Below are 22,344 nucleotides of genomic sequence, written 5' to 3'. Positions count from 1 at the left end.
AAAACTTATTTCCAGATACTTAAATTAAATATATCATTAAAAATTAGTAACTTAGTGTATAATTTTTAATCTCGTTGTATCATGGAAAATGTAAAAAGCTTAAATAAGTGGGCAAATTCGCATACTTATTTACCAGTAGATTTAGTACGCATAATATTGGGGGTTTTCTTATTTATGAAAGGGGTTTCTTTTGTAACCAACGTTCAGTATTTGCATGATTTGATTTCTCCAATAGATCGATTCGGAGGCGGAATGTTTCTTTTGCATTATATCGCACCGGCTCACATGATTGGAGGCATAATGATCTTTTTTGGACTGCTGACCCGCTGGGCAATCGCGGCTCAATTACCAATACTATTTGGAGCTGTACTTATCAATTTCATGGGGCACATGCATTCTGAAAGCTTAGCTTTAGCAATCATCGTATTGTTACTCTGCATATTTTTCTTGTTTTATGGCGGTGGAAAACACTCTGCTGACTATTATTTTAAAATGCAGCAATAATGTTTTATTATCCTCAATTTAATCAAAATAAATTGAGGATAATTTAATAAAACATTTTTTAAGAAGTAATTAGCACTCTAAATTTCTTTTATTGTATTTTATGAACTAATTTCGCCCGCATGAATTGGATTCGTAAAATTGTATTTTTTATATCACTCTTAATTATTGGAGTTTTTGCTGCTCAAGCAGAAGGCTCTGTGGTACAAAAAATCGAAACTCAAAAAACGGATACCAATTTCGGTAAAGAAACACCAGATTCATCTGCATTTATTCAACCACAGGCAGGTTATCAATTGGCTGCAAACATTAAGCACACCAATTCTGGCGTAATAAAGTGGTTTGATTCTTTATTGCTTACTATTCCGCAATATAGAATTGAAAAAACAGCTTCAAACTTTGTCAATCAATTTTCTACTCAGAGCAATAAAATCTTAATAATGCTCTACCCTTTCCATTTTTTTTGGTAGTATACCTATGAAACTTTAAGGAAGATTATATTTTCTTCTCACACTCTTAAGCCGTTTTTCTTTCCGAAAAACCGTTTATAATTTCATGTATTTATCAAATTTAAAAAGAAATGGACACAAGTATTACGATAATTGGCGTTGTGATTGCGATCATAGTTGCCGTACCAATATATTTTTCAGCACGATCAAGCGCTGCAAACAAATCAAAAATTTTAAACATAAAAAAGAAGTTTAATCCAACACATCCTGAAGATTTTGATTTAACAGAATCACAAAACAACAAAACACTTACAATAGATCAAAAAAACAGAAAATTCATTTTAATGAATTTCAATCCTAATCAGCAGGAATCGATATTTGTAGACTTAAAAAGTGTATCATCTTGCAAATTAGTTTTAACTACTGAAGGCAATTCAGATACTATAGTGAAGATTGATTTTGAATTTCAGGATAAAGAAACTTCTAAAAAAATTACAATCCCATTCTATGATTTTGATGATGACCGCATCAAACAGATAAGTGTATACCAAGATCATATGTTTGCGAAAAAATGGCTTAAAATCATTCAGGATTCTATTTAATGTTAGTTGTTTAATTCAGTAAAAAGAGGCTCATTATGAGTCTCTTTTTTTTTGATCCATACATGACATTTGTCATTTTACATCTTAACATCAATAACTAACTTTGGGGGAAAATAAATTTGTCTTATGGAAATTTCACTAACCCAAAAATACAATGTACCAGGCCCAAGATATACAAGTTATCCAACTGTTCCATACTGGAACGAGTCTGCCTTCACTGTAGAGCAATGGAAGTCGTCTTTTCAAAAGTCCTTCTCGGAGAGTAATTCACAAAACGGAATTAGTTTATACCTGCATCTGCCATTCTGCGAAAGCATGTGTACCTTTTGTGGCTGCAATAAAAGAATCACAAAAAATCATTCTGTAGAGGAAATATACATAAGTGCAATCTTAAAAGAATGGAGATTATATTGTGAGTTACTTCCTGAAAAACCTTCCATAAAGGAAATTCATTTAGGCGGCGGTACTCCAACTTTTTTTTCTACCGAAAATTTAGAACATTTAATTAATGGTATTTTTAAATTAGCCGATAAAGCCGATAATTATGAATTTAGCTTTGAAGGACATCCTAATAATACTACTTACGAACAATTAAAAAAACTATATGATTTAGGCTTCCGCCGAGTTAGTTTTGGTGTTCAAGATTATGCCGAAAAAGTACAAAAAGCAATACATCGTATACAACCTTTTCATAATGTAGCAAAAGTTACTTTTTGGGCAAAAGAAATTGGTTATAAATCTATCGGGCACGATATTATCTTCGGCTTGCCTTTTCAAACTGTTGAAGATGTTATTGATACTGTCGAAAAAACAAATTCATTAAAACCTGACCGCTTAGCGTTTTACAGCTATGCTCATGTGCCTTGGATAAAAGGAAACGGACAACGCGGCTTTAATGAAGAAAACCTTCCTAAGGACGCTGAAAAAAGAAAACTATACGAAACAGGAAAACAATTGCTTTCTGCCAACGGTTATCATGAAATTGGCATGGATCACTTTGCTTTGTCTTCTGACAGTTTATATCATGCCGCGCATAATAAAAAAATGCATCGAAACTTTATGGGGTACAGCGCTTCTAAAACGCAGCTTATGATTGGTTTAGGTGTTTCATCTATCAGCGACAGCTGGTATAGTTTTGCTCAAAACACGAAGAGTCTTGAAGAATATTATAGAATTTTAAGAGAAGATCAACTGCCAATTGTAAAAGGGCATATTTTAGACGAGGAAGATTTAATCATTAGAAAACACATCTTAAATCTTACTTGCGATCTTGAAACTTCTTGGAGTAATGAATCACTGTACTTTAAAGAATTACCGTCAGTATTATTAGATCTTGAAGAAATTGCGAAAGACAAACTAATTGTAATTGAAGAAAATAAACTAAAAATTACAGAAGCTGGAAGACCATTTGTTCGTAATATTTGTATGGCTTTTGATTTGCATTTAAAAAGAAAATCTCCTGAGACTAATTTATTCTCAATGACAGTTTAAAAAACGGTCAAAATTTAAAGACAATTTAATAGTCGAAGTTTTAATGACAATTTGGAGTTGCTTGAACAAACAAATTCATATTAGAAGGAGATAAATAAGGAATTCCTAATCCTAAACCTCTCAAAATAAACAACACTCCAATTATTACTGCAACATAAGGAATTGCTTTTTGAATTTTGTTTCTAAAAGGTAATTTAAGCAATGAATTAATATATACTACAACTGTCATTAAAGGAATAGTTCCTAATCCATACAAAAGCATATACAACACACCAAGTCCTGCGCTCTGCATGGCAATTGCACCAAACAAGGCAACATAAACCATTCCGCATGGTAAAAAGCCATTTAATAAACCAATTGTAAAAAGAGACTTGTAACTTTTCTTTTTAAACTGGCTTCCCAGGCTCGATTTTATATTTGAAATAATTTTATATACTGGTTTCGAAAAATTATACTTAGCAAATACTTTTTCGGGAATTAGAACAATTAAAATCATGGCAACGCCAATAAAAATTGACATATTTTGCTGCATTCCGGCAAGGAAAAAACCTCTCCCTAATAGTCCGAAAATCAATCCAATTGACGCATAAGCAGATAATCGGCCTAAATGATAGGTAATAATCTGAGCCGCCTTCTTGGTTTCGTTATTATGGTCTACTGGAAGCATCATAGCTATTGGTCCGCACATTCCAACACAATGCAGACTGCTTATAAGGCCAAATATTAGAGCAGAAAATAACATTTTATAATTAATTTACGTAGATAACTTCTTTTGTCAAGTATTTTTTTCCTTCGTACTGCCACTCCATATTAACATCCCAACGTCCTTTTATTAATTTTTTCTGTGGAATCAGTAATGACGAATTTGTTAAAGCAATTTGAGTATCAAAATCAAATTTCTTATTTGAAGGTCTATACAATAAAACATTTCCTTTTACTCTACTTCCTTCAAAGTCAGCAGGAAAAGTAACTTGCACACCTTCTTGACTATATTTGATTGATGGTTTATGTTGTAAATCATGTGCATTTTGAATTCTTGCCATTTCTTCCTGAAAACGAGTATCATGCTTATAATACTCTTCAACAACCAAATCATTATCATATTTACTATTTGATTGTACTTCGAAAACAAAATATAAAATAAATGTCATAAACAATGCAAATGCAATGACAATTCCAGTTCCCCAATTAATTTTCATGATACTTGTGTTTATTTAATTAAAACTTCTTGGTCCTAAGAAATTTGTATTCGTTGTTTCAAGTAATTCGGTACCATTATAGACACCAATTTTTACTTTGGTTTTGTCACTTTCTAACAATACTTCATTTATTTCAATAAATAGTGTTCCTTGCGAAATTCCTTCTTTTGGAACTTTAAAATGTTGTTTTCCTACGTTTCTAATTTCTCCTTTTTGATCTATTAACTCAAAATGAATATCATTGTAATCTTTCATTGTTTTGTTAACAATCTTGTAGGTATAAACATTACTGATTTTATCTCCTTTATGTTGAAAAAGCTGACCAGGTAAACGTAAAACAACTGCCTGAACATTTGTTCTTAAAAACAGCATTCCAACAAAAATACTCAATAAAATGAACAATACAGCTGTGTAGCCTTTCATTCTTGCGGTAAACTTAAAAGGCTCTTTTTTAGCGATTTCATCTTCAGAAGCATAACGAATAAGTCCTTTTGGTAATCCTACACTTTCCATAATGTGATCACACTCATCTATACAAGCTGTACAGTTTGTACATTCTAGTTGTGTTCCATTTCTAATATCAATTCCCATTGGGCAGACATGCACGCATTGAAGACAATCAATACAATCGCCTTTTCCTGTCAGTGCTCTATCTTCTTTTTTATTAAACTTAGCTCTGCCTTTTTCTTTTTCACCACGTACAAAGTCATATGCGACGTTTATTGATTTATTATCTAATAAAACACCTTGTAATCGTCCGTAAGGACAAGCAATAATACATACCTGTTCACGAAACCAAACAAAAACGAAATAAAAAACTCCGGTAAAAATAAGAAGTGCAATAAAATTACTTGCTTGTTTAACAGGTCCTTGCTCAACCATTAAAAATAAGGCGTCGCTGCCAACTAAATAAGCAAGAAATACATTTGCTATACCAAAGGATATTAAAAAGAAAATTGTCCATTTAACAGCTCTTTTTCTAATTTTCTCTGCGTTCCACTCCATCCTTGCTAAACGAGACTGTGCACCGCGATCTCCGTCAATCCAATACTCGATTCGGCGAAATACCATTTCTAAAAAAATGGTTTGAGGACATATCCATCCACAAAAAATCCGTCCAAAAACAACTGTAAACAAAATAACAAATACAACGCCGACAAGTATTGAAATAACGAAAAGGTAGAAATCCTGGGGCCAAAAGGGAAATCCGAAAATATTAAAACGACGTTCAAGTATGTTGAACATCATAAATTGGTTTCCGTTTACTTTGATAAACGGATTAACAATTAAAATAGTCAGTAAAATGTAACTGACTATTTTTCTGTAGTTATAAAATTTACCAGACGGTTTCTTAGGGAATATAAATTTCCTGTTACCGCCTTCATCTATAGTTCCAATGGTATCTCTAAAAGCTTCGTCTGGTAAATTTGACATGATATTCTAAATTATTTTTTAACTTCTGTGGTATCTTTTGGTGTGTTTGCTGCAGTATCTGCTTTAGGAGCACCTTCTCCTGCCCATACTTCACCTTCGGCTTCTTTTGGGTCTTTTGGATTACTTCCCTGCAATGATAAAATGTAGCTGGCAACCTTTTGAATTTCTTTCGGTTTAAGGGTTCCTTTCCAAGCGATCATCCCTTTACCATCACGACCTCCATTTGTAATAGTATGGAATATTTCTTTGATTCCGCCTCCTAAAATCCAATGATCATCTGTTAAGTTTGGACCAATTTGTCCTCCTCCATCTGCTCTATGGCAAGCTGCACAATTAGTTGTAAATATTTCTTTTCCTGCATCTAAACTTGGTGCATCGGTAAGTAAAACAACTGTTTTCTCATCCATCAAATCTGGAGCAGTTTTCATATATTCTTCGACATCAATTTTTGCCTGAGCCATTGCTTTTTTAAGCTCCATTTCCTGATCATCAGCTCCTAAAACATCATAACGAACTACATAGATTACACCAAAAATGATACAGATATAGAATAAATAAACCCACCATGGCGGTAAATTATTATCAAGTTCTTTAATACCGTCATAATCATGATCCAGCAATAAATCAGCCTCTTTAGACATTGGCACTGTCTTAGTAAGTTTATGCATTAAGTCTTTGTACCAAGTACTCTCTTGAAGACTCAAACTGTTTTCATACTCAGCTTTTGCCTTTTCTTCGGGAGACATTAATTGATACATAACACGATTTACTGCGCTAAGCGTAATTTCGATTGCAATCAAAATAAATAGAAATACAAACAAAAAGACAGATACCATTGGATATTTAATAAATGCCGGTTTATCACCTGAATCTATAAAATACTCCATCAAAGCAAAAACGATGAAAAAAATCAACGGTACTCTAACATATACTGGGAAAAACTTTTTCATTTTATCTATCTTTTGAAATTAAATTATCCTCTAAAGGTATTTGGCTCATTTCTTGAATTTTATCTTTCTTGTAAGAAAATACCCAAAAGCCTAATCCTACGAAAAAGAAAAAGAAAATCAAGAGAGAAAGAATCGGGTAAATTTCTATACCCGATATCGTTTCCATATTGTGTTTTATTTGTTCAAACATAATGCTGTTATTTAGAAGTTTCTTTTACTTTAATATCAGTACCAAGTCTTTGAATGTAAGCAATCAAAGCAACGATTTCTCTTTCATTCATAGGAATAAATTTCTCGCCTTTAGCTTCTGCTTTTTTTCTGCTGTCTTCATAACTTTTTACAAAATCAGGATCACTTTCTAAGCTTTTTTCAATTTTAACTGCCTGATCTCTTAAAGTTCTTTGTGCATTTGCAACTTCTTCTTCAGTGTAAGGTACACCAAGTGAAATCATTGCTTTCATTTTCTTCTGAGTTAATGAAATGTCCATTGGCTCATTATCAAACAACCACTTATAACCTGGCATTATCGATCCTGCAGATGTACTTTGCGGATTCCACATATGATTAAAGTGCCAGTTATCATTATACTTACCACCAACTCTTAATAAATCTGGACCTGTACGTTTTGATCCCCATAAGAACGGATGATCATAAACAAATTCTCCTGCTTTTGATTGTACTCCATAACGCTCAACTTCACTTCTAAATGGTCGAACTGATTGTGAGTGACAACCTACACAACCTTCTCTGATATACAAATCACGTCCTTCAAGTTCTAACGGTGTATATGGTTTTACACTTGAAATTGTTGGTATATTAGATTTTACCATAATGGTTGGTACAATTTGAATAATCCCTCCAATTAAAATTGCTATTGTAGCTAAAATGGTTAATTGAATTGGTTTTCTTTCTAACCAAGAATGGAATTTTTCTCCATTAAGTCTTCCGCTGCTGATTTTTTGCAAGGCTGGAGCTTGAGCCAATTCATCTTCAATTGTCTGCCCAGCTTTTACAGTCATAATGATATTGTAAACCAAAGTCAACATACCTATCAAATATAAACTTCCTCCAATTGCTCTCATCCAATACATTGGCATAATTGCAGTTACTGTTTCAAGAAAGTTTCCATACGTTAATGTACCATCTGGATTAAACTGTTTCCACATTGAAGCTTGTTGAAAACCTGCTACGTATAATGGAATTGTATATACTATAATACCTAATGTACCGATCCAGAAATGGAAGTTTGCTAATTTCTTAGAGAATAAATCTGATTTTGTCATTCGAGGAATCAACCAATAAATGATACCAAAAGACATAAATCCATTCCATGCTAATGCACCTACGTGTACGTGAGCAACGATCCAGTCCGTGTAATGCGCGATAGCATTTACATTTTTAAGAGATAACATTGGTCCTTCAAAAGTCGCCATACCATAACCTGTAATAGCTACAACAAAGAATTTTAAAACTGGTTCTTCACGAACTTTGTCCCACGCTCCTCTTAATGTTAACAATCCGTTGATCATACCTCCCCATGATGGAGCAATTAACATTACAGAGAATGCAACACCTAAATTTTGAGCCCAGTTAGGTAATGCTGAATATAATAAATGGTGCGGTCCTGCCCAGATATAAATAAAGATTAAAGACCAAAAGTGAATAATTGACAGTCTATAAGAGTAAACTGGACGATTTGCTACTTTAGGCACGAAATAATACATTAATCCTAAAAATGGAGTTGTCAAGAAAAATGCAACTGCATTGTGACCGTACCACCATTGTACCAAAGCATCTTGTACTCCAGCATAAACTGAATAACTTTTTAATGCTGAAACTGGAATTTCAATATTGTTAAAAATATGAAGAACTGCAACAGTTACAAACGTAGCCAAGTAAAACCAAATAGCTACATATAAGTGACGTTCCCTGCGTCGCAGCATTGTACCTATCATATTGATCCCCATTACTACCCAAATAAGCGCTATGGCAATATCTATAGGCCACTCAAGCTCAGCATATTCTTTTGAAGAAGTATAGCCTAATGGCAATGTAATTGCGGCGGCTACGATAATTAACTGCCAGCCCCAAAAATGTAAGTTACTTAAAAAGTCACTAAACATTCTGGCTTTAAGCAATCTTTGCATGGAATAATACATCCCCGCAAAAAAGGCATTTCCAACAAATGCAAAGATAACGGCGTTGGTGTGCAACGGTCTTAAACGACCATAACTTAACCACGATATCCCATCTGTCAAATTGGGAAAAAGGTACATGACCGCTAAGGTCAGCCCCACTAACATACCCACTACTCCAAAAAGGATGGTGGCGTAAATGAATTTTTTTACAATTTTGTTGTCGTAATAAAACTGTTCCATTTCCATAATTATACTTGTTTTTCTTCTATTGGTGAATTATTATTTTGGGAAGTAATTTTGGTTTCGTCGTCAAAAAGTATTCTGACCGAAGGCGTATAATCGTCATCATACTGCCCAGATTTGACCGCTGCGATGAAAGCAATAAAGAAACATATTGCTACGAAAATACTTACTGAAATTAATAGATAAATAACACTCATACCGTAAATTTATGTTAACAAAATTAATAGGTTACCTGCGTGTAAAATATGATAATTATCATAATCAAAGAATAATGTTAAATTTATAAAATTTACTCTTTGAATTATTTAAAATCATTCTAAACTACTCTTGCTGAAATAGTTAGACATGACAGTTACAAAGCTGACAATTGTAATTGTACTCAATGGCATTATAATGGCTGCAACTAAAGGTAGTAAATTTCCTGTTACAGCAAATGAGAGCCCGACTATGTTATACAACAGCGACAATCCAAAACTCATTTTGATGATTAATATGGATTTATGCGACAGTTTTAAAAAATAATCTAATCTATAAAACTCTCCTGCATCCAAAATAGCATCACAAGCTGGAGAAAAAACATTGACATTCTCGGAAACTGATACTCCTACATTACTTTGCGCTAATGCTCCAGCATCATTCAGTCCATCACCAACCATCATAACATTCTTTCCTGCATCTTGCAGTTTTTTAATGAAATCAAGTTTTTGTTCTGGTTTTTGATTAAAAACCAATTCTGTGTTTTTAGGTAAAATAGCTTCTAGATTAGCTCTTTCACCATCATTATCTCCCGAAAGGACTTTTATATTATAATCCCTGCTGAGTGTTGCAAAAAGTTTCTCCAAACCTTCCCTATACTTATTTTGAAACACAAACTGTCCGTAATACAAATCATCAATCTTTATATGCAGTGCAGTTCGTTCTATTTCTGACGTATTTAAACTTGGATTTCCTACAAAAGAAGCTGACCCGATTTTTATTGTTCGATTATTAACTTCTGCCAAAATTCCTTTTCCTGTTATCTCCGTAAATTCGTCAATTTTAATGCGATCCTCATCAGGTAAAAAATCATACAGCATACGGCTTAAAGGGTGGTTTGAACCACGAAGAACGTTTTTTATCAGGATATAATTTTCTTTCGAAATCTCTTTTCCTTCATATAAAATATTAGACTTTTTATTGGTCGTAATAGTTCCTGTTTTATCAAAAACTATAGTATCAACTTTTGCTAATTGCTCAATAACCAATGCATTTTTCAAGTACATTTTTTGTTTCCCCATTATACGCAGTATATTACCAAAAGTAAATGGTGCAGTTAACGCAAGCGCACAAGGACAGGCAACGATTAAAACCGCCGTAAAAACATTAAATGCTGTAGTTGCATCTATAAAAATCCAATAACTGAAACCTGCAAAGGCTATCAATAATAAAATAGGAGTAAAATAACGACTTATTGCATCGGTAATCGTTTTATGCTTTTGAAGTACTTTTTTCTGAAATATCTCATTACTCCATAATTGCGTTAAATAACTTTGTGAAACAGATTGCAGTACTTCCATTTCAATGACTTTTCCAATCTGTTTTCCACCGGCAAATACTTTATCTCCAGACTTCTTAATAATAGGATCTGCTTCTCCTGTTACAAAACTATAGTCAATCTCAGCCTTTTCGCTTATTAAAATTCCATCAACAGGAATTAACTCTTGATTTCGTATCAACAAACGATTTCCTTTTAAAACATCATAAATAGGAACGCTTTCTTCTGATGAATCAGGATTTATACGAGTAACTGCAATAGGGAAATAAGATTTAAAATCACGTTCAAAACTTAAAAAGCTATACGTTTTAATTTGAAACATTTTTCCAAGGAGCATAAAGAATACTAACCCTGTTAGACTATCAAAAAAGCCAGGACCATAATTCATCACCATATCAAAAGTGCTGCGAATGAACATTACGATGATTCCTAAAGCAATTGGAATATCTATATTAAGCATTTTTGATTTTATGCTTTTATAAGCTGAAACGTAATAACCACTTGCAGAATATAAGAAACTTGGCAGTGCCAAAACAAAAATCAATATCCTAAAAAATGGTTTATAATTATCCAGCCAAAACTCTTTTATTTCAAAGTACTCAGGAAATGAAAGAAGCATAATATTTCCGAAACAAAAAAAGGCAACACCCAGTTTATACGTCAAACTTCTGTCAACATTGTTTTTTCCTGTTTCGTAATTTTCTAAACTTATATAAGGTTCATAACCAATTGAACTTAATAAATAAGCTATTGATTTTAGTGAAACCACGTCTGAATTGAAGGTAATTCGAACTTTTTTCTCTGGAAAATTAACCTGCGAAGTACTTATTCCCGTTTCAAGACGGTTAAGATTTTCTAGAATCCAAATACATGAACTGCAATGAATGTGCGGAATACTTAATGAAACTATAGCGGTATTTCCTTCCTGAAATTCTAAAACTTTTGAAAGGATTGCTTCATTATCTAAAAAATCATATTTTCCCTGAATATCTTGCGGTGTGGCTCCCGGTGATTTTTGAAAATCGTAATAACAGGTCAAATCATGAAAACTGAAAATTTCATAAACCGTTTTACAACCGGTGCAACAAAACTTTTTTTCATCAAAATTGATTTCTTCATTTTTAGGAATAGTTAATCCGCAATGAAAACAACTCTGCTCAATCATAATTTGTTTTTTTAATGCAACAAATATTCAAAATAAGTACCACTTTTAACTATGACAATTATCATATTAAAATGAAATAGAATTCTAATTTAATGAAAATAAAACTGCCAAATTGCATCATCCTCTTTTTTATAGATATTTTAAGCGATATTACTAGTATTAAACGTCAATATTGGTTAATTTTGCACTAAATTTTTTTGCCATGAGTAAATGTGATCAATGTATCGTAAGACAACTTTCTTCTCTAAAAGCCCTCAGTAAAGATGAAGTTGTAAAATTGGCTAGCAGCAAAACTACCTATACAATTAAAAAAGGCGAAGCTATTTTTGAAGAAGGCGAAGTTACCAATGGTGTATTTTGTGTTAAAGATGGTGTTGGAAAACTTTCTAAGTTAAGCGCTAACGGAAAAGATCAGATTGTAAAACTGGTAAAATCTGGTGAATTATTAGGACAACGCTCAATGATCAGCAATGAACCTGCAAACTTAACTGCAAAAGCGGTTGCAGATATGGAGGTTTGCTTTATTCCTAAAAACGAAATCATACATTTCTTCAATACAAACAATCAATTCTCTTTGAATTTAATGCAGTCTGTCTGCGAAGATTTAAAAGAATCTGAAAATGATAAAATTGCTTTAGTTCAAAAAACAGTAAAACAGCGTTTAGCTGAAACTTTATTACAGTTGCATGAAGGTTTTGGTGAAAACACAGACAAAACCTTAAAAGTACAACTTACAAGAGAGGAATTGGCGGGAATAATAGGTACAGCAACAGAAAGCTGTATCCGTTTGTTATCTGATTTTAATAAACTGGACCTGATTGAACTTGTTGGAAAAAAAATTATGCTGAAAAATATTAAGGCTCTAAAAAAAATGGCCGAATAGTTTATTGCTTTTTTGCTTCGTTCCAGAAAACATCCATTTCGGCTAAAGTCATATCCATTAAAGGTTTCCCTAATTCACCTGCTTTACTTTCTAAATATTGAAAGCGTTTGATGAATTTTTTATTAGTGCGTTCCAAAGCATCTTCTGGATTAACATTTAAAAAACGCGCATAATTTATCATGGAGAATAAAACATCTCCAAATTCGGCTTCAATTTTATCTTGATCGCCGGATCTAACTTCTACTTGAAGTTCTTCTAATTCTTCTTGAACTTTATCCCAAACTTGATGCGGTTCTTCCCAATCAAAACCAACACCTTTTACTTTATCTTGAATACGGCTTGCTTTTACTAATGCAGGAAGACTTCTAGGTACACCTTCTAAAACTGATTTTTTACCTTCTTTAAGTTTAAGCTTTTCCCAGTTTTGTTTTACTTCTTCTTCATCTTTCACGACTGTGTCGCTATATATATGAGGATGGCGATGAATCAATTTATCACAAATTTCATTACACACATCAGCAATATCAAAATCATTTGTTTCTGAACCTATTTTTGCATAAAAAACAATGTGAAGCAGCAAATCACCAAGTTCTTTTTTTACTTCATTCAAATCATTATCTAAAATAGCATCACCCAATTCGTAAGTTTCTTCAATCGTTAAGTGTCTCAGCGTTTGCAATGTCTGTTTTTTATCCCACGGGCATTGCTCACGAAGTTCATCCATTATAATTAATAATCTTTCAAAAGCTTTTAATTGAAGTTCTTTGCTCATTTTTTTTATTTTTTATGTTTCAGGCAAGTGATTGTAAAAGTAAAAAATCCTGTCAAGAAAACATCTCAACAGGATTAATATATTTAAATTTAGAAAAACTATTATTCTTCTTTCTGAGCTTTTGCTTTTTTAGCAGCTGGAGCTTTTTTCACTTTTTCTTCTACTGCTGGAGTTTCTTCTGGAGCTTCTGCTGCAGCTGGTGCTAAATCAGTAACTAAACCTTTAACTTGAAGTGAATTATACCAGTTTAATACTTTTTTAATATCAGAAGGATAAACTCTTTCTTCATCATACTCTGGTAAAATTTCTTTAAAATAAGCGCTTAATGTTGCGTTATCTTCTTTATGCGAAATAGCTTGACCTTTGTTTTCTTTAGCAGCAATTTTTTGCATTACTTCAGTCAATGGTTTTTCTCCTTCGTATGTATAAATTGAAATTTCTGATAATAAACTTACATTACTTTTTAAGTTTACAGTAATTTTTTTTCCGTCTAATAATGATTCTGCCACAAAACCTGTACGAGTCTGTACTTTCAATACATATAAACCTGGTTTCCCAGAAATGGCTAAAATTTTGTCTAAATTCATGTTTATTAAAATTAGTATTAAGAATTTTATTATATTTTTTTTATGTTCTAAATTATTCGGAACATTTATCTTCCTTTTTTAGCAGCAGCAAATTTCATTCTATATTCTTGAAACGTTTTACCTTCAGTAATATTTTTCAATTTTTTCTGAATCAAACGTTTTTTCAAAGATGATATTTTATCTGTAAATAAAACGCCTTCGATATGATCATATTCGTGCTGAATAACTCTGGCGATTAAACCATCAAAAACTTCCGTTTTCATTACAAAATCTTCTTCACAATATTCGATAGTAACGGTTGGTTTTCTATAAACGTCTTCACGAACATCTGGAATACTTAAACATCCTTCATTAAAACTCCACTCTTCACCTTCTTCTTTAATGATTTTTGCATTGATAAAAGTCTTTTTAAAGCCTTTCAAATCTTTCTGCTCATTTGATGATAAATCCTCATCGTCACTAAAAGGAGTTGTATCAATAACAAACACACGAATTGGAAGGCCAACCTGCGGTGCAGCAAGACCAACTCCATATGCATTATACATGGTTTCATACATGTTTGCTAAAGTCTCTTTTAAGTTTGGATAATCTGGTGTAATTACCGTACCCACTTTTCTTAAAACTGGGTCACCATATCCTACAATTGGTAAAATCATTTGTTCTTGTTTAATGTTTTATCTAACAAAAACCCTATATTGGGTTCTTATATTTCAGCTGGCAAAAATAGTAAAAAATAGTCAATGAATAATTTTAAACCTATATTTATGATATATTTTGCATGCTTCTAAAAACTCAGCTATAATTATGCCAAAATAGCTCGTACAATTCTTACCTTTGCTAGTAAACCTCACTTTATGTTTGAACGTATCTCGAAATTCACAAATAGTACTTCTTTTTTAAATGCGTCAAAAGTAACCATCGCCTCAGTTGTACCCGTTTTAATTTTAAATTTTTTAGGACATTTCGAAATAGGTTTTACAATCGCATTAGGTGCATTTTATACGTATCCCAGTGATATTCCAAGTTCTTTAAGTCATAAAATAAAAGGTCTTATTGTTGCTTCTTTTATTGTTTCGGGTGTAAATTTGTTAGTAAATCTTGCCTATCCGCATCCTTACTTATTTTATCCTTTTTTGGGCTTTTTATTGTTTATATGCTCAATGATTTCGGTATATGGCCAGAGAGCAACATTGGTTTCATTTTCTGCTTTATTATCGATTTCATTATCATTTGGTCACTTACATGAAGGCTGGGAAGCTTTTCAATACTCCGGTTTTATTTTTGTCGGAGGAATTTTGTACTTAATAGTTTCTCTTGTTTTTCACTTTGTACAACCTTATAAATATATGGAACTGCAAATTGCCGAAGGTATAAAGCTAACGTCTAAATACTTAAAACTTAGAGGCGATTTATGGAATCCTGAAGCAAATCGCGAAAAGATAATCGAAAAACAACTCGCAATACAAGTTGATCTTAATTTGATTCATGAAGATTTGAGAAAAATGCTGATTGGAAATCAAAATACATCAGGAACAACAAGTCAAAATCGAAAAATGCTGTTGGTTTTTATAACCTTAGTAGAAATTCAAGAACTTGCTTTGTATACTTCTTTTGATCATAATAAGATTCATGAAAAATTTAATAAACATCCTGAAGTTTTACGCAGCTATCAAAATGTAGCTTATAAACTAGCATCAACTTTAAAAAAGCTTTCTAAAAACGTACAACATATTGCTGTTTATGTTGACAAAAATGATTTGAAAGATGAACTTGACGCTCTTGAGTTTGCAATTTTTGATTATGAAAAAAGTCTAGGTAAAGAAGAAGCTGCAGAAGGCGTATTAATGCTTACTAATATGCTGAAATACGCCAAAAATCAGGTTGGAAAAATTAAAACTATTCAACGTGCATTATCACTGGCAATGCAATCTTATAAATTAAAAGATAAAGACAAGGAATTAGAAAAATTCTTAACACCGCAATATTATCCACTCCGAACTTTAATTGAAAATCTAAGCTATTCGTCGTCAATATTCAGACATTCGATTCGCTTAACGGTAACTATTTTGTGTGGTTTAATTCTTGGTCAATTATTACATCTTCAAAATAATTACTGGATTCTGTTAACTATAGTTGTAATTATGCGTCCTGGATATGGCTTAACTAAAGAACGATCGTATAATAGAATTTTCGGAACTATTTTAGGAGGTCTTTTAGCGTTTGGAATTGTATCACTTATTCAAAACCATGTTGCTTTGAGTATTTTCTCGATTGTTTGTATGCTTCTCGGAATTTCGTTTACTCAAATTAACTATAAAATAAGCGCCACATTTGTAACGATGTATGTTGTGTTTATTTACGGAATTTTGACGCCAAATGTTGTTGAAGTAATTCAGTTTAGAATACTCGATTCGCTTGCTGGCGCCACTTTGGCTTTTATCGCCAATCAATTTTTATGGCCGGCTTGGGAATTTTTAAATACACCAATTCATATCGAAAATTCGATTAGAGCAAATAGAAATTATCTTAAAGAAATTGCTGATTTCTATAATAAAAAAGGTGAAGTTCCTACCTCTTATAAATTAGCGAGAAAGAATGCTTTTGTTGAGACTGGAAATTTAATGACTTCTTTTCAAAGGATGATGCAAGAACCAAAATCTAAGCAAAAAACTATGCCTTTGGTAAACAAGTTAGTAGTTTTAAATCATTCTTTTTTATCCGCTTTAGCTTCTTTATCAACTTATATACAGTCACATCAAACAACATCGGCTTCAGAATCATTCAATTACATCATAAAAACTATTCTTCAAAATTTAGAGCATTCTATTTCAATTTTAAGAAATGAAGCTATTATAACAGATACTTTCTTTGACAAAGAAGATGTTACACTGCAATTTGAAGAGCTTAAACGCCGAAATTTTTCGCGTCTTGCTGCTGATGATGAACTGGACAAGGAAACACGTCAAGCAAAAATGCAGGAAGCTCAAATGGTTATTGAGCAATTAATATGGATGAGCAATCTTGCAGAAAAAATATTAAAAATTACAAAAGAACTAAAAACAACAAATCCAGATTAATTCATCTGAATTTGTTGTTTTTTATATAAATATTGACTTTAATTATTCAATTTCAAAACCTCGGCAGTTTCTTTTCTAAGTTCTGCTAAAAGTTCTGGTTTGTCATTAAGCGTTTTTCCATAAGAAGGAATCATTTCTTTCATTTTTGCTTCCCATTCTGGTGTTTTAATCTGATTTGTAAAACATCTTCCAATCAAATCAATCATAATAGCAACTGCAGTAGATGCTCCAGGAGAAGCTCCTAATAAAACTGCTAAACTTCCGTCGTGTGTGCTGATAACTTCTGTACCAAATTCTAGAACTCCGCCTCCATCTTCACCTTTTTTAATAACCTGCACACGTTGTCCTGCTTTTTCTAATTTCCAATCTTTAGAACGAGCGCTTGGCAAATATTCACGAAGTGCTTTCATTCTGTCCTTCGGAGTTTGACGAACTTGCTCAATTAGATATTTTGTTAAAGGAATATTATGATATCCTGCAGAAAGCATAGGAATTAAGTTGTTTGCTTTAATCGATAGTGGAAGATCTAAATACGAACCATTTTTCAAGAATCGTGTTGAGAATCCTGCAAAAGGACCAAACAACAATGCTTTTTCACCATCAATTACACGTGTATCGATATGTGGAACTGACATTGGCGGTGCTCCCACACTTGCTTTTCCATAAACTTTAGCCTGATGTTTTGAAATAACGTCTGGATTTGTACATTTTAACCATTGTCCGCTTACTGGAAATCCACCATAACCTGCTCCTTCAGGAACATTTGCTTTTTCTAATAAAGGTAACGAACCTCCACCAGCTCCAATAAACACAAATTTAGTATATGCTTTTCGCTTTTGACCAGTAGATAAATCAGTGATTTTAATTCTCCAAGATTTATCCTCACGTTGTTTTAATTTTTTAACCTCGTGGTTAAAGTATAAATTAACACCATCTAATTTTTCAAGATAATTAAACATGCTTCTTGTCAGCGCTCCAAAATTAACATCGGTACCAATTTCCATGTGAGTAGCTGCTAATTTTTCATCAGCCGCTCTGCCTTCCATAACCAATGGCATCCATTCTTTTAACTGATTAAAATCAGTACTGAATGTCATTTCAGAAAAAATAGGATTACTTTGAAGTGCTTTAAATCTCTTTTTAAGGTATTCTACATTTTTATCTCCCCAAACAAAACTCATATGAGGAACGCTTTTTATAAAATTTTCTGGAGAAGGTACTTTATTTTGTTGTACCAAATAAGACCAAAACTGGCGGGAAATTTCAAAAGATTCAGCAATACTTATTGCTTTTTTTGGATCAATGCTTCCGTCAGCCTTTTCTGGGGTATAATTTAATTCACAAAAAGCAGAGTGTCCGGTTCCTGCATTGTTCCAAGCATCGGAACTTTCGGCAGCAGCCACATCTAATCTTTCATAAATTTCAATTTTAATATCTGGTTGCAGCTCTTTTAAAATTAATCCAAGAGTTGCACTCATAATTCCAGCTCCAATAAGCACTACTTCACTATTGGAACGTATTGTATTGTCAGGCATAACAGTAATTTGTTTTTAAAGTGCAAAGGTACCTTTTTCAATCGCAAAAAAAAACTAATTTTTACATGATAAAAGTTAGAAAATTATAAATTTTTCCAAAAATGTGAAATTAATCAGAAATAAACCTAAAAACGCTTTGAAGAAAGATAATCCTGAAGCATAATTGTTGCCGAAATCTCATCAATCAAACCTTTATTCTGTCTTTGCTTTTTACTCAAACCACTGTCGATCATAGTCTGGAATGCCATTTTTGAAGTAAATCGTTCATCAACACGAATTACCTTCATCTCGGGAAAAATATTTGAAAAGTGAGTTACAAAACCTTTAATTATCGATGCACTCTGAGATGGCTCGCCGTTCATTTGTTTTGGCTCGCCTATTAAAACTGCTTCTACTTTTTCTTTAGCGAAATAATCTTTTAGAAAATCAATTAAAGTATGAGTTGGAATCGTAGTTAATCCTGATGCAATAATCTGCATTTCGTCAGTAACAGCAATTCCTGTACGTTTTTGTCCGTAATCTAATGAGAGGATTCTAGGCATTTTATTTTTTTTAGCAAATTTACTTTAAAATAATGCTTTATGTTTTAAAATACCAATAATATAAACTATTTCTATTTCAGATTCGATTCTTATAATTGTAGTATAACCTTTAAAAACATAATCTCTATACTTTTCGTCTTTAAAGTAAATAGACTTTTTAAAATAAAAAGGATTCATTAAATCTTTTTTAATGTTTTTAAGCAGATCTTGTTTAAATTTTTTCGCAGCTTTTGGTTTATCTTTAGCTATATATTTTACTAATTCTTTAAGTTGTAACGCAAAATCTTCCGTAAAACTAATCTTCATATTTAGAAATTGTTTTTTCTAAAATTTCATCTAACTCTTCAAACGTATAGAATTTTGCGGTACCATTATCAATTTTAGCTGCTGTAGCCTCAAATTTTCTTTTATTTTTAATAAAATTAGGATCAACAAAGCTATCTTCCTCAACTATTTTCAATTCATCTGAAGAAAATGAACTTAATAATTTTAAGATTTTCTCTTTAATTTCCGGCTGAAACTCTAATCTGATCGCTTCCATAACACTATCATTTACCATACAAATATAGACCTTTTCTATGTAAACTCATTTAGGTTTAACTTTCTAATAAAAAATCCGTTCTGAAAAACTCAGAACGGACCTCACCAAAAATATTTAAAACTAAAAAAATATATCTATCTATTAAACAGTCTTCTAAAAAAGCCTCTTTCTTCCTCTTCCTCCTCGTCTTCTTTTTCCTTTTCTTCGTAATTCGCAAACTTAGACTGTGTTTTTTCATGTTCGTATATCAACTCTTTTATATACTCTACATAAGTTCTCTTTTTCTCCTCTAGAAATCCAATTAAATATTTCTCGCTGTATTCAACACCGCTTGCAGCTTCTATTTGCAGCAGTTTTTTATACAACGGTTCAATATGCAGGGAAATAACTTCTTGCGGAACGGCTTGTCTTCTTCCAAAATAGTTCATAATGACTCCGTTTTCATCTTTTGCAATCTCAAAATCGGTAATAACCCAATAATAACGTCCAGATCTCGCTAAATTCTTTACAATTGCATGGAAGTTTTTTCCAGCTTTAAGATTTTCCCATAAAACTTTAAAAATGACTTTTGGCATATCTGGGTGACGAATAATATTATGCGGCTGTCCCATTAATTCGTAATCTTCATAACCAGAAACATCAACAAAAACTTCATTGGCATATTCAATAATACCAAACGCATTTGTTTTACTCATAATTACTTGTGTCTTGTCCCACGTAACCTCTTTATCTATAACTGGAATTCGATTTTGAAGTTGATTTTCTTGATTCATCATTTTTTCTGCTTATATTATTTGTTTTGGATTGTACGCTTAATTTCCTTACAAAATTGCTCTGGAATTATGTCGCGAAATTAGATAGAAGAAAAAAAGCAAAATCTGATTTTTGTCATATTTTGATATTAAAAAAACTTTTAATAGCTCTTAGTTTCAATTTTTATATTATTGCTTCTTTATTATTTATCAAAATACAAACAAAAAGTTAAATATATAACATCTTCAAAAGGCTTTCTCTTTTTTGCATTTGCCCAAATACCTTATCTTTGCCAAAAATTAAACACTATGAATTCTTTACAGACTATAATTGAACAAGCTTGGGAAAACAGAGCTTTATTACAAGAAACTACAACAACTGACGCTATTAGAGAGGTTATCGAATTAATTGATGCTGGAAAATTACGTTGTGCTGAACCAGTTGGCGATAAATGGCAGGTAAACGAATGGGTAAAAAAAGCTGTTGTAATGTATTTCCCAATTCAAAAAATGGAAACATGGGAGTCTGGTATTTTTGAATACCACGATAAAATGTTACTAAAAAGAAATTATGCTGAAAAAGGAATTCGTGTAGTACCAAATGCTGTTGCACGTTACGGAGCTTATATTTCAAGCGGTGTAATCTTAATGCCAAGTTATGTAAATATTGGTGCTTATGTAGATGAAGGAACTATGGTAGATACTTGGGCAACTGTTGGAAGCTGTGCTCAAATTGGTAAAAACGTTCACTTAAGCGGTGGTGTTGGTATTGGCGGTGTTCTTGAGCCATTGCAAGCTGCTCCAGTTATTATCGAAGACGGTGCTTTTATTGGTTCTCGTTGTATTGTTGTAGAAGGAGTTCACGTAGGTAAAGAAGCTGTTCTTGGTGCTAATGTGTGTTTAACTGCTTCAACAAAAATTATCGACGTTACTGGTGATGAGCCTGTTGAAATGAAAGGTTTTGTTCCTGCTCGTTCAGTTGTAATTCCTGGAAGTTATACTAAAAAGTTTGCTGCCGGCGAATTTCAAGTTCCATGTGCTTTAATTATTGGTACTCGTAAACCTTCTACAGATTTAAAAACTTCCCTAAACAATGCACTTCGTGAATACGATGTTGCCGTTTAATTTATAGCTTTATAAATAAGAAAAAAGGAATGAATTTCAAAAACTCATTCCTTTTTTATTGTTATTTCTGCTTCTTGCCTGCTTCCTGAAGCTTTAAAAGCTTAGCATATTTCATATAAGAAAAAAAGCTCTGAATCATTGCGAATGTAAGACCATCCAATCCATTTAAAAAGCCTTTTTTAAAAAAGTAGCATCTTATAAAAGCAACCAAACCGTTTAATATCGGTTTAAAACTATTAATCTTTTTATTCTGTTCAAAAAGCTGTTACGCGTGCCAAGTCGAATATAAATTTTTCTTCCTGATAAGCTGATCAAAATCCTCCCATGCATAATGGTGGACATGAACTTTTAAATGGGTTTTATTGTTTCCTGAAACCTTTTGATGAACACTGTCTTTTGATGGTGATGCAGTTTTTTTATTAAAAAAACGAGATGTTTTATCAGGATACCAGCCAGAAAAATTTATTAATTTATTTCCTAAATAGTTATAAAGACTAAAAGCATAAACATCAAAATGCTGGTCTTCATATTTTCTTGATAAGATAAACTTTTCAGCATCTTCTGCCAAAATCTCATCAGCATCTAGATTTAAAATCCAATCGTTTTTACAATAAGGCAGTCCGTGAATTCTCTGGGGTCCGTCGCCTAAAAAAGCTTGCGAGATAACTTTAGCCCCTTTTTCTTCTGCAATTTTAACCGTATTATCAACACTTAATGAATCTATAACAATTACTTCATCACAAATTCTAAACAAAGCATCAATACATTTACCTATACACTTTTCTTCATTATAGGTAATTACTAACCCACTAATTTCCATATTC

23 protein-coding genes and 1 pseudogene are annotated in these 22,344 nt (G+C 32.3%); 7 read left to right on the top strand and 17 right to left on the bottom strand.

The features are described from left to right. Window positions 1-81 precede the first annotated feature (81 nt). The 4 genes from NLG42_RS13200 (at window position 82) to hemN (ending at window position 3,043) form a co-directional block, all read left to right on the top strand. Entirely contained in the window at window positions 82-504 is a 423-nt protein-coding gene (locus NLG42_RS13200) for a DoxX family protein (protein ID WP_089058980.1), read from the top strand. A gap of 119 nt (window positions 505-623) precedes the next feature. Next, the gene (locus NLG42_RS13195; protein ID WP_257681269.1) at window positions 624-971 is read left to right on the top strand and encodes a hypothetical protein; all 348 of its coding nucleotides are present in this window, start codon (window positions 624-626) and stop codon (window positions 969-971) included. 110 nt (window positions 972-1,081) lie between these two features. Next, window positions 1,082-1,552 (top strand): hypothetical protein, encoded by a 471-nt coding sequence (locus NLG42_RS13190; protein ID WP_099719744.1) that lies wholly within the window; start codon window positions 1,082-1,084, stop codon window positions 1,550-1,552. Window positions 1,553-1,678: 126 nt separating this feature from the next. Beyond that, window positions 1,679-3,043, top strand: a complete 1,365-nt coding sequence (gene hemN / locus NLG42_RS13185; protein WP_257681268.1) for an oxygen-independent coproporphyrinogen III oxidase — start codon at window positions 1,679-1,681, stop codon at window positions 3,041-3,043. A 40-nt stretch (window positions 3,044-3,083) separates the two neighbouring features. Here hemN and NLG42_RS13180 read toward each other — a convergent pair whose 3' ends face one another. From NLG42_RS13180 to NLG42_RS13145, 8 genes are all read right to left on the bottom strand, one after another. Then, window positions 3,084-3,785, bottom strand: coding sequence for a sulfite exporter TauE/SafE family protein (locus NLG42_RS13180; protein WP_099719746.1), 702 nt, complete (start codon window positions 3,783-3,785; stop codon window positions 3,084-3,086). A gap of 7 nt (window positions 3,786-3,792) precedes the next feature. Then, window positions 3,793-4,242, bottom strand: coding sequence for a FixH family protein (locus NLG42_RS13175; RefSeq protein ID WP_257681267.1), 450 nt, complete (start codon window positions 4,240-4,242; stop codon window positions 3,793-3,795). A gap of 15 nt (window positions 4,243-4,257) precedes the next feature. Beyond that, window positions 4,258-5,676 (bottom strand): cytochrome c oxidase accessory protein CcoG, encoded by a 1,419-nt coding sequence (gene ccoG, locus NLG42_RS13170; RefSeq protein ID WP_257681266.1) that lies wholly within the window; start codon window positions 5,674-5,676, stop codon window positions 4,258-4,260. An 11-nt stretch (window positions 5,677-5,687) separates the two neighbouring features. Beyond that, on the bottom strand, window positions 5,688-6,626 hold the full coding sequence (locus tag NLG42_RS13165; RefSeq protein ID WP_257681265.1) for a cbb3-type cytochrome c oxidase N-terminal domain-containing protein: 939 nt from the start codon (window positions 6,624-6,626) through the stop codon (window positions 5,688-5,690). A 1-nt stretch (window position 6,627) separates the two neighbouring features. Beyond that, entirely contained in the window at window positions 6,628-6,816 is a 189-nt protein-coding gene (locus tag NLG42_RS13160) for a CcoQ/FixQ family Cbb3-type cytochrome c oxidase assembly chaperone (RefSeq protein ID WP_089052368.1), read from the bottom strand. A 7-nt stretch (window positions 6,817-6,823) separates the two neighbouring features. Next, entirely contained in the window at window positions 6,824-9,010 is a 2,187-nt protein-coding gene (gene ccoN, locus NLG42_RS13155; RefSeq protein ID WP_089058988.1) for a cytochrome-c oxidase, cbb3-type subunit I, read from the bottom strand. Window positions 9,011-9,012: 2 nt separating this feature from the next. Continuing rightward, complete coding sequence (ccoS, locus tag NLG42_RS13150) at window positions 9,013-9,204, bottom strand: cbb3-type cytochrome oxidase assembly protein CcoS (RefSeq protein ID WP_089052370.1); 192 nt, start codon at window positions 9,202-9,204, stop codon at window positions 9,013-9,015. 114 nt (window positions 9,205-9,318) lie between these two features. Continuing rightward, complete coding sequence (locus tag NLG42_RS13145; RefSeq protein ID WP_257681264.1) at window positions 9,319-11,706, bottom strand: heavy metal translocating P-type ATPase; 2,388 nt, start codon at window positions 11,704-11,706, stop codon at window positions 9,319-9,321. Between the two features lie 202 nt (window positions 11,707-11,908). On the opposite strand from NLG42_RS13145, the gene NLG42_RS13140 reads away from it, so the two are divergent. After that, entirely contained in the window at window positions 11,909-12,589 is a 681-nt protein-coding gene (locus NLG42_RS13140) for a Crp/Fnr family transcriptional regulator (RefSeq protein WP_089052372.1), read from the top strand. 1 nt (window position 12,590) lies between these two features. On the opposite strand, the gene mazG is transcribed toward NLG42_RS13140, so the two are convergent. The 3 genes from mazG to def all read right to left on the bottom strand — a co-directional run bounded on the left by mazG (window position 12,591) and on the right by def (window position 14,604). After that, window positions 12,591-13,361 (bottom strand): nucleoside triphosphate pyrophosphohydrolase, encoded by a 771-nt coding sequence (gene mazG, locus NLG42_RS13135; protein ID WP_089052373.1) that lies wholly within the window; start codon window positions 13,359-13,361, stop codon window positions 12,591-12,593. A 101-nt stretch (window positions 13,362-13,462) separates the two neighbouring features. Beyond that, a complete protein-coding gene (locus NLG42_RS13130) occupies window positions 13,463-13,948 on the bottom strand; it encodes a DUF5606 family protein (protein WP_257681263.1) in 486 nt (161 codons plus the stop codon). Between the two features lie 65 nt (window positions 13,949-14,013). Beyond that, window positions 14,014-14,604 carry a peptide deformylase gene (gene def, locus NLG42_RS13125; RefSeq protein WP_099719750.1) on the bottom strand — a complete coding sequence of 197 codons (591 nt, stop codon included), beginning with the start codon at window positions 14,602-14,604 and terminating at the stop codon, window positions 14,014-14,016. A 198-nt stretch (window positions 14,605-14,802) separates the two neighbouring features. Here def and NLG42_RS13120 point away from each other — a divergent pair, with 198 nt between their 5' ends. Beyond that, window positions 14,803-17,025, top strand: coding sequence for an FUSC family protein (locus NLG42_RS13120; RefSeq protein WP_257681262.1), 2,223 nt, complete (start codon window positions 14,803-14,805; stop codon window positions 17,023-17,025). 38 nt (window positions 17,026-17,063) lie between these two features. On the opposite strand, the gene NLG42_RS13115 is transcribed toward NLG42_RS13120, so the two are convergent. From NLG42_RS13115 to NLG42_RS13095, 5 genes are all read right to left on the bottom strand, one after another. After that, window positions 17,064-18,560 carry a malate:quinone oxidoreductase gene (locus tag NLG42_RS13115; RefSeq protein ID WP_257681261.1) on the bottom strand — a complete coding sequence of 499 codons (1,497 nt, stop codon included), beginning with the start codon at window positions 18,558-18,560 and terminating at the stop codon, window positions 17,064-17,066. Window positions 18,561-18,685: 125 nt separating this feature from the next. Then, window positions 18,686-19,102 carry a Holliday junction resolvase RuvX gene (gene ruvX, locus NLG42_RS13110; protein ID WP_089052378.1) on the bottom strand — a complete coding sequence of 139 codons (417 nt, stop codon included), beginning with the start codon at window positions 19,100-19,102 and terminating at the stop codon, window positions 18,686-18,688. Between the two features lie 24 nt (window positions 19,103-19,126). Then, window positions 19,127-19,408 (bottom strand): type II toxin-antitoxin system RelE/ParE family toxin, encoded by a 282-nt coding sequence (locus NLG42_RS13105; protein WP_089058994.1) that lies wholly within the window; start codon window positions 19,406-19,408, stop codon window positions 19,127-19,129. Beyond that, window positions 19,398-19,643, bottom strand: a complete 246-nt coding sequence (locus NLG42_RS13100) for a hypothetical protein (RefSeq protein ID WP_257681260.1) — start codon at window positions 19,641-19,643, stop codon at window positions 19,398-19,400. Before NLG42_RS13100 ends, NLG42_RS13105 begins: the two co-directional genes overlap by 11 nt. A gap of 134 nt (window positions 19,644-19,777) precedes the next feature. Then, entirely contained in the window at window positions 19,778-20,416 is a 639-nt protein-coding gene (locus NLG42_RS13095) for a PAS domain-containing protein (protein ID WP_089052449.1), read from the bottom strand. A 288-nt stretch (window positions 20,417-20,704) separates the two neighbouring features. On the opposite strand from NLG42_RS13095, the gene NLG42_RS13090 reads away from it, so the two are divergent. Next, complete coding sequence (locus tag NLG42_RS13090) at window positions 20,705-21,520, top strand: 2,3,4,5-tetrahydropyridine-2,6-dicarboxylate N-succinyltransferase (RefSeq protein WP_099719754.1); 816 nt, start codon at window positions 20,705-20,707, stop codon at window positions 21,518-21,520. Window positions 21,521-21,581: 61 nt separating this feature from the next. Here the strand turns inward: NLG42_RS13090 and NLG42_RS13085 are convergent. Beyond that, window positions 21,582-22,340: pseudogene (locus NLG42_RS13085) on the bottom strand (glycosyltransferase family 2 protein). Window positions 22,341-22,344: the final 4 nt, after the last annotated feature.

Source organism: Flavobacterium plurextorum, from assembly GCF_024638035.1.
GTDB classification, from domain to species: domain Bacteria; phylum Bacteroidota; class Bacteroidia; order Flavobacteriales; family Flavobacteriaceae; genus Flavobacterium; species Flavobacterium plurextorum.
The sequence above is the reverse complement of the archived record's forward strand: the minus strand, read 5'-3'. Positions and strand labels throughout refer to the sequence as shown.

Bases quoted from the DNA above. Each gene is read 5' to 3' on its own strand.
- NLG42_RS13200 (WP_089058980.1), top strand. From the start codon at position 82: ATGGAAAATGTAAAAAGCTTAAATAAGTGGGCAAATTCGCATACTTAT.
- NLG42_RS13195 (WP_257681269.1), top strand. From the start codon at position 624: ATGAATTGGATTCGTAAAATTGTATTTTTTATATCACTCTTAATTATT.
- NLG42_RS13190 (WP_099719744.1), top strand. From the start codon at position 1,082: ATGGACACAAGTATTACGATAATTGGCGTTGTGATTGCGATCATAGTT.
- hemN (WP_257681268.1), top strand. From the start codon at position 1,679: ATGGAAATTTCACTAACCCAAAAATACAATGTACCAGGCCCAAGATAT.
- NLG42_RS13180 (WP_099719746.1), bottom strand. From the start codon at position 3,785: ATGTTATTTTCTGCTCTAATATTTGGCCTTATAAGCAGTCTGCATTGT.
- NLG42_RS13175 (WP_257681267.1), bottom strand. From the start codon at position 4,242: ATGAAAATTAATTGGGGAACTGGAATTGTCATTGCATTTGCATTGTTT.
- ccoG (WP_257681266.1), bottom strand. From the start codon at position 5,676: ATGTCAAATTTACCAGACGAAGCTTTTAGAGATACCATTGGAACTATA.
- NLG42_RS13165 (WP_257681265.1), bottom strand. From the start codon at position 6,626: ATGAAAAAGTTTTTCCCAGTATATGTTAGAGTACCGTTGATTTTTTTC.
- NLG42_RS13160 (WP_089052368.1), bottom strand. From the start codon at position 6,816: ATGTTTGAACAAATAAAACACAATATGGAAACGATATCGGGTATAGAA.
- ccoN (WP_089058988.1), bottom strand. From the start codon at position 9,010: ATGGAAATGGAACAGTTTTATTACGACAACAAAATTGTAAAAAAATTC.
- ccoS (WP_089052370.1), bottom strand. From the start codon at position 9,204: ATGAGTGTTATTTATCTATTAATTTCAGTAAGTATTTTCGTAGCAATA.
- NLG42_RS13145 (WP_257681264.1), bottom strand. From the start codon at position 11,706: ATGATTGAGCAGAGTTGTTTTCATTGCGGATTAACTATTCCTAAAAAT.
- NLG42_RS13140 (WP_089052372.1), top strand. From the start codon at position 11,909: ATGAGTAAATGTGATCAATGTATCGTAAGACAACTTTCTTCTCTAAAA.
- mazG (WP_089052373.1), bottom strand. From the start codon at position 13,361: ATGAGCAAAGAACTTCAATTAAAAGCTTTTGAAAGATTATTAATTATA.
- NLG42_RS13130 (WP_257681263.1), bottom strand. From the start codon at position 13,948: ATGAATTTAGACAAAATTTTAGCCATTTCTGGGAAACCAGGTTTATAT.
- def (WP_099719750.1), bottom strand. From the start codon at position 14,604: ATGATTTTACCAATTGTAGGATATGGTGACCCAGTTTTAAGAAAAGTG.
- NLG42_RS13120 (WP_257681262.1), top strand. From the start codon at position 14,803: ATGTTTGAACGTATCTCGAAATTCACAAATAGTACTTCTTTTTTAAAT.
- NLG42_RS13115 (WP_257681261.1), bottom strand. From the start codon at position 18,560: ATGCCTGACAATACAATACGTTCCAATAGTGAAGTAGTGCTTATTGGA.
- ruvX (WP_089052378.1), bottom strand. From the start codon at position 19,102: ATGCCTAGAATCCTCTCATTAGATTACGGACAAAAACGTACAGGAATT.
- NLG42_RS13105 (WP_089058994.1), bottom strand. From the start codon at position 19,408: ATGAAGATTAGTTTTACGGAAGATTTTGCGTTACAACTTAAAGAATTA.
- NLG42_RS13100 (WP_257681260.1), bottom strand. From the start codon at position 19,643: ATGGAAGCGATCAGATTAGAGTTTCAGCCGGAAATTAAAGAGAAAATC.
- NLG42_RS13095 (WP_089052449.1), bottom strand. From the start codon at position 20,416: ATGAATCAAGAAAATCAACTTCAAAATCGAATTCCAGTTATAGATAAA.
- NLG42_RS13090 (WP_099719754.1), top strand. From the start codon at position 20,705: ATGAATTCTTTACAGACTATAATTGAACAAGCTTGGGAAAACAGAGCT.